Here is a 6,480-nt window from a genome sequence, read left to right on the forward strand (position 1 = left end):
GTTGCGGCGCTTCGCGCCGCAACTCTCTATTGGGTTTGGACTATAGCTATAACAGGAAACTCTTGTTCTAAGGGACGACTAATACGGGACAGGGTGAGAGATTAATCACTTTTTGGCTCACGCTATCGTCGGGATGTTCCTCCGCAAGGCTAACCCCTCGCGAGCCCATGATAATTAGATCGGCATTAATTTCATCCGCAAAATCACATATTACAAAGGCTGCTTTACCTTCAGCAATTTTAGTCTTTACAGGAATGTTTACCGCCGAAAAATAGGATTGAACCTCTTGAATCAGATCCTGTGATGATTGGCGATCGCCATCAGGTTCCATCACTGATAGCACATATAGCTCCGCCTGATACTTTTGAATTAGCTCGATCGCTATATCTACAGCTTGGCGGGTTTCTTGACTTCTGTTTAAAGGAAATAAAACAGTCTTAAACATAATTCCTACCTAGCACTGTAATTCGGATATGAGATATTAAATCCAAGCAAAATTCTGAGCTTAAAATTCTGAGCTTAGATTCTTGAACTCATTGTAATAATCAAAATAGCTAGACAGGATTTAAATTTCTTAATTTTTAACATGCGATCGCCAATAATGAAGATTTAGAGGTGTTTCCGCAGCGTATATTTCCTTTTTTTGCCCCGTTCGCATCCAATAAACAGCAGACCTTACTACATCAATGCTAACATTGCGAGATATATAACGAGAAAAAAGTCAAAACGGAAGTAGATTATAGATGGATGCCGTAACAAAAATTATCCCTTTTTATGGCAGGGAAATTAAATTAAGAATTGGCACGTTTGCACCTCAGGCTGGCGGCTCAGTATTAGTCCAGTGTGGTGAGACTGCGATATTAGTGACAGCGACCAGAGGTCCTGCTCGCGATGGAGTTGATTTTGTGCCACTGCTTGTTGATTATGAAGAGCGCCTGTATGCAGCAGGACGCATTCCTGGTGGTTTCTTGCGTCGTGAAGGTAGACCTCCTGAAAAGGCAACGCTGATTTGCCGCCTGATCGATCGCCCCATGCGTCCTTTATTTCCTAATTGGTTGCGTGATGATGTGCAAATTGTCGCTACAACGATGGCGATTGACGAAAAAGTACCTCCCGATGTTTTAGCCGTTACTGGTGCATCGATCGCCGCTATGGTTGCGGGGCTACCCTTCATGGGACCGATGGCAGGAGTGCGCGTTGGTTTGGTTGGTGATGAATTCATTATCAATCCTACCTATGCTGAAGTTGAAGCTGGCGATCTCGACCTTGTCGTCGCGGGTACTGCTGAAGGCATCATCATGGTAGAAGCAGGCTCCAATCAACTGCCCGAAGCAGACATGATCGAAGCGATCGACTTTGGCTATGAAGCAGTACAAGAACTGATCAAATTTCAGCTTGAGTTAATTCAAGAATTAGGAATCGCGCCCCCTGACCTCACTGAGCCCGTTATCGATCCTACCTTAGAAAACTTTATTGCCAACACTGTCAAAGATAAAGTCGCTCAAGTTGTCGCTAGCTGCGAAAAAGATCGTAATGTCCGCGATGCTGCCCTCGATGCGATTAAAGCCGATCTGCTAGAAGCGATCGCTGCTTTACCCGATGAAGATCCCGTTAAATTGGTTGCCGACAAGAAGGTAATTAGCGCCACCTACAAGGAACTCACCAAAAAGCTGATGCGTCTGCAAGTCATCGAGCAGAATGTCCGCATCGATGGGCGCAAGCTCGATGAAGTACGTCCGATTTGGACAGAGGTGAGTGTAATTCCTCGCGTTCATGGTAGCGGCTTATTCAATCGTGGCTTAACTCAGGTGCTCTCGATTGCCACATTGGGTACTCCCGGAGATGCGCAAGAGCTAGATGATCTGCATCCCGACGCGAAGAAGCGGTACATGCATCACTACAACTTCCCGCCCTATTCCGTTGGCGAGGCAAAACCAATGCGATCGCCTGGTCGTCGCGAAATTGGACATGGAGCCTTAGCCGAACGCGCTTTGTTACCTGTTTTACCACCCAAGGATAAATTCCCATACATCCTACGGGTAGTGTCTGAGGTACTGTCTTCCAATGGTTCTACTTCAATGGGTTCCGTTTGCGGTTCCACCTTAGCCCTCATGGATGCAGGTGTACCCATTTCTAAACCCGTAAGTGGTGTAGCAATGGGTCTCATTAAGGAAGGAGATGAAGTTCGCATCCTCACCGATATCCAAGGTATTGAAGATTTCCTTGGCGATATGGACTTCAAGGTGGCAGGTACGGACTCAGGCATTACCGCGCTACAAATGGACATGAAGATCACCAGCATCTCTATGGAAACCGTACGCTCAGCCATCATGCAAGCCAAAACTGGTCGTGTTCACATCATGGGCAAGATGTTGGAATTGCTCTCTGAGCCAAGACCTCAACTCTCTCCTTACGCACCAAGATTACTGACAATTCGGATTGATCCCGAACAAATCGGCATGATCATTGGACCTGGCGGTAAAAACATCAAGGGAATTACGGAGGAAACTGGAGCCAAAATTGATATTGAAGATGATGGCACAGTAATGATTTCTTCGATGAATGGAGATGGTGCGCTCAAAGCCAAACGCATCATCGAAAACATGACTCGTCGGGTCGGTTCAGGCGATGTATATCTCGGTAAAGTGACGCGCATTATTCCCATTGGTGCATTTGTGGAGTTCCTTCCAGGAAAGGAAGGAATGGTTCATATTTCGCAACTTGCCGAAGGTCGTGTGGGCAAGGTCGAAGATGAAGTTGCTGTTGGCGATGAGGTCTTAATTAAAATCCGCGAAGTTGATAATCGCGGACGCTTTAATCTCACTCGTCTGGGCATTCACCCCGATGAAGCTGCCGCTGCACGCGCCGCTGCTGCCGTCAAAGAATAACGATCACTAAAATAGTGGGTGCGCTTCGCGTATCCACTATTTTTTATTGTTACTAGGTAGAAATACCAAAGAAAAGTTAACATTATTGCCTAGTAAAACTACGGCAATAAGCTGCTAGCACCTGAAAAAATTTATCTTCCGATCTTCAGTTTACTTGTACTTACCTACTTAGTAATTTTGTGTAAAGAAAATATTTTTAGATTATTTGTAGACTTCAATCACGGGAGTATCTAATAGTTTTACATGGGCGAATTTAATAAAATGAGTTGTACTGGAAAAATCAAAAATCTTGTAACAACGCGAAATAATCCATGCGGTTTTATCTTACCTGATGTCAACATAGACAGGCTGATTAATCACGAAATAGGCTTTTGGGCAAATGATGTTACTGATGGTTTGTTTTCTGATTTGGCTGTAGGAGATATAGTTCAGTTTCATCCAGCACATTGGACTAAACGAAATGGAGATATTCAGTTAATAGCAAGGAAAATCAAATCTAGAATGTCAGGAGCTATTAAATTTATTAATGTAGATCCAATCAAGCAAACTTTTTGGGGCACGATCCAACCAGATAAGAACTGGCTAAACCAAACGGATCCTATTATCTTTTTTCGCAATTCTTTCAAGGAGCAAACATTACATAAATTTATAGATTTCTGTGGTCAATCATTCAATCAGAATTTATTACCTAAATTCATAGATGGTATTAGAGTTGATTTTGCAATACAGTACTGGAGTAATGCTAAAAATCAGAACTTCACAAAAGTAGCCAAAAATATAAAATTGATTGATGCCAAATCAGCTCAATCCCCATCTACTCTATCTTCTACAAAGTTAGTAAAAGATAAAATCATCAACTTACTAGATAGAATCGAGATTGTTTCAAATCCATTGGAATTTGAAGATTTAGTATTTACTTTATTACGTCTTATTGGCATCAATAAAATCTATAAATATAATAGAAATACCTCTTCAGGAACGGCGGATGGAGTATTCAAATCAGGAAATCTTTCCGTAATTTATGACTGTACATTAAGAAATCCATATAGACCTCATAAAGACCAACAGATCTTTAATTATAAAAAGCAGTTAAGATCGGCATCTTCTATTACAATTAATGAGACAAGATCAAGCGGCAAAGATTTCACAAAAACCTTTATTAATCCAGAAAAACGGGAAGTTTGGATTATCACTAGAGGTGAAACAAGAATTATTGAAGAACCCGATAAAACTGATAATATTTGTGTAAGAGAAGTCTCTATTGAAAGTTTGATTGATGTATTCAGTCGAAAACTTGATGCACAAATATTTGGTAAATTGGATATAAATTAATACACAATGAATCCATCGCGTTAGTTCACAGTTACTTCTTCAAATGTAATGATTGCAGCAAAAATACAGCGATCAAAAATATTTGTCCATCCTGTAGCGATCGCCAAAAGATCCAAAAGAGGGGTTTACAGTTTTTTACTGAATGCGAAAAATGCAACACATCACAGCTATTTCACACCAATGCTCTGACAGACAATACATGATAATAAATGTCTTAAAAATTTAAAGAAGAGATTATGCTTGACGTACAGAAATTAATGGGACAGATGCAGGGAATGTCCGAGCAATTGCAGAAGGAAGCTAAGCAATTGACGGTCAAACTTGATCGCGCTGAGACTATCTTTCATCAAGCAGCAGCCAACCAAGATCATCTCTGGCAAAACAGTCAACAATCCCGCGATCGCCTTGCCTTTAATTGTGCAGAACCAGTTGAGCCTCTAGACGCAATTCAAGCGATCGCCCCCATCTCCACCCCCCATATCGTAATCGCTACGGATGGTTCGCAAATTGCTCCTAGTCGTCACGAAATCGCCTATTGCTATTTGATTAATATCGGTAGAGTTGCCATTTACTATAACTCTGGGATCTATCCATTACTGGACAATGTACCCGAAGTTTTTTATCGACCTGAGGATCTTTATAAGGCACGGCAATGGGGAATCCAAACCGAGGAATGGATGACCCTCAAGCGCACCGTGGCAGAAACTGTCGCTTTAGCGAACTTAGCCGTCGAAACGCGATCGCCATCTTTGCCAATCCTTGCCTTCACCGATGGCGCATTAATCCATTGGGAACTAGATGAAGTCCCCCTTGAGGGAAGAGCGCAACTTTTGCCAGATATTCTTGAGGCTTGGGATCTCCTCAAGGCTCAGAAGATTCCCTTAGCAGGATATATTAGCGCCCCTCGCGCTGCTGAAGCTACTAACTTTTTACGCTTAGAACTCTGTCCTTTTGAGCGTCCCGATTGCCATATCCACTGTTCCGAACAGATCCTTGATGCTGCGCCATGCAGTCAGCTCCAACCTTTGCGCGATGGCACATTATGGAATCGCTTATTGAAGGTTGGTGAATGCAGTCCTTTATGGAAAAGCCATGCCAGAATCTTGCAGGAATATGGCGAGCATCAAATTTATTTCTGTTACCTCCATGTGGGCACGGAGATTGCCAGAATTGAAATGCCCGCTTGGACGGCGCTAGATCGAGAACTGCGATCGCAAGCTTTACAAATTATTCTCTCTCAAGTACAAAAAGGCTATGGCTACCCTGTGGCATTAGCAGAAGCGCACAATCAAGCAGTAGTGACAGGTAGCGATCGTCGTCGTTTTTTTACAATTTTAGAACAGCAAATGGTGAAATCTGGTTTGCGCAATGTGACCACTTCCTATAAGGAATCGCGAAAACGCAACAGTATCGCCTAATCATAATGCCTAATCATCATGATAGTTGCCGCACAAAGTGCCGCAACTATCAAGTCCTATAAAACGCCCTTAGAACTAGGAATCACACTAGCGCGACGGGGATCTACCTCGATCGCCATTTTGATCGCGCGGGCAAAGGCTTTAAAACCTGCTTCGATGATGTGGTGGGAGTTACCGCTTTCCAAAAGCCTAATATGTAAAGTCATTTGGGCGTGATTGACTACGGCTTGAAAAAACTCTTTGACTAGCTCAGTGTCATAAGTCCCCACTCGCTGATTGGGAATCACTAAGCCATAGACCAGATAGGGACGACCAGAAAAATCAAGGGCAACCTGCACCAAAGCCTCATCAAGGGGAGCCACAAAATGACCAAAACGATTAATTCCTTTGCGATCGCCTAATGCTTGCCCCAGAGCTTGCCCCAACACAATACCAACATCCTCATTCGTATGGTGATCGTCGATATGTAAATCACCAGTGGCTTGGATATCAAGATCGATTAAGCCGTGGGAACAAATTTGATGCAGCATGTGATCGAGAAAGGGAATACCAGTATTGATATTGCCCTTGCCCGTGCCATCCAGATTAAGCGCCACGGTGACATCGGTTTCGCCAGTTTTGCGGTGGACTTTGGCAATGCGAGGGGTATCGTAGGACATAGCGCAGTTGATAAAAGTTGTGAATAAAAGTTGCAAAGTGCTAGCTTTACTACACTTTAACCGCAAATTGTAATCGGATTGCTACTTAAATTTACGGTCAGTTTTTAATCTTTATAGCTATAGTCAGTAAGATTAGGAAAAAATCAAACCCAATAGAGAGTTGCGGCGCTTCGCGCCGCAACT

Annotated in this window: 5 protein-coding genes; 3 read left to right on the top strand and 2 right to left on the bottom strand. The window is 43.0% G+C overall.

Annotated elements, in window-relative coordinates; translation table 11 throughout:
* Nucleotides 1–67: 67 nt before the first annotated feature.
* On the bottom strand, nt 68–445 hold the full coding sequence (locus tag PSE7429_RS20510) for a universal stress protein (protein WP_009629269.1): 378 nt from the start codon (nt 443–445) through the stop codon (nt 68–70).
* Nucleotides 446–743: 298 nt separating this feature from the next.
* Between PSE7429_RS20510 and pnp the strand changes: the two genes are divergently transcribed.
* From pnp to PSE7429_RS20525, 3 genes are all read left to right on the top strand, one after another.
* On the top strand, nt 744–2,888 hold the full coding sequence (pnp, locus tag PSE7429_RS20515) for a polyribonucleotide nucleotidyltransferase (protein ID WP_009629270.1): 2,145 nt from the start codon (nt 744–746) through the stop codon (nt 2,886–2,888).
* Nucleotides 2,889–3,131: 243 nt separating this feature from the next.
* The gene (locus PSE7429_RS20520; RefSeq protein WP_009629271.1) at nt 3,132–4,220 is read left to right on the top strand and encodes a hypothetical protein; all 1,089 of its coding nucleotides are present in this window, start codon (nt 3,132–3,134) and stop codon (nt 4,218–4,220) included.
* 236 nt (nt 4,221–4,456) lie between these two features.
* Nucleotides 4,457–5,638 carry a DNA double-strand break repair nuclease NurA gene (locus PSE7429_RS20525; protein ID WP_009629272.1) on the top strand — a complete coding sequence of 394 codons (1,182 nt, stop codon included), beginning with the start codon at nt 4,457–4,459 and terminating at the stop codon, nt 5,636–5,638.
* A gap of 56 nt (nt 5,639–5,694) precedes the next feature.
* Here the strand turns inward: PSE7429_RS20525 and hisB are convergent, their stop codons facing one another.
* On the bottom strand, nt 5,695–6,297 hold the full coding sequence (gene hisB, locus PSE7429_RS20530; protein ID WP_009629273.1) for an imidazoleglycerol-phosphate dehydratase HisB: 603 nt from the start codon (nt 6,295–6,297) through the stop codon (nt 5,695–5,697).
* Nucleotides 6,298–6,480 lie beyond the last annotated feature (183 nt).

It is taken from the genome of Pseudanabaena biceps PCC 7429, from assembly GCF_000332215.1.
Taxonomy (GTDB): Bacteria; Cyanobacteriota; Cyanobacteriia; order Pseudanabaenales; family Pseudanabaenaceae; genus Pseudanabaena; species Pseudanabaena biceps.